Here is a 296-nt window from a genome sequence, read left to right as displayed (position 1 = left end):
ATCCCACAAATATTGTTACACCGGAAATTCCTAATTATTCTCCCCTCCAAAAACAATCAGATTCCACAATTAATCCCACGGAAAGTAGTGATTCTACAGATATTGTTAACCCAGAAATTTCTAATTATTCCCCTCTCAAAAAACAATCGGATTCCACAATTAATTCTACAGACAGTAGTGATTCCACGGATATTGTTACACCAGAAATTTCTAATTATACCCCCCTCCAAAAACAACCGGATTCCACAATTAATCCCCCAGACAGTAGTGATTCCACAGATATTGCTACACCAGAA

1 protein-coding gene is annotated in these 296 nt (G+C 37.2%); it reads left to right on the top strand.

Annotated features, from left to right (window positions below; translation table 11 throughout):
* On the top strand, positions 1–296 hold a 296-nt coding region (locus PL9631_RS26450; protein WP_197046526.1), incomplete at both ends, for a hypothetical protein.

The sequence above is a fragment of the Planktothrix paucivesiculata PCC 9631 genome (genome assembly GCF_900009265.2).
GTDB lineage: Bacteria > Cyanobacteriota > Cyanobacteriia > Cyanobacteriales > Microcoleaceae > Planktothrix > Planktothrix paucivesiculata.
Note: the sequence above shows the minus strand (reverse complement) of the source record. Positions and strands in the feature narration are given on the sequence as shown.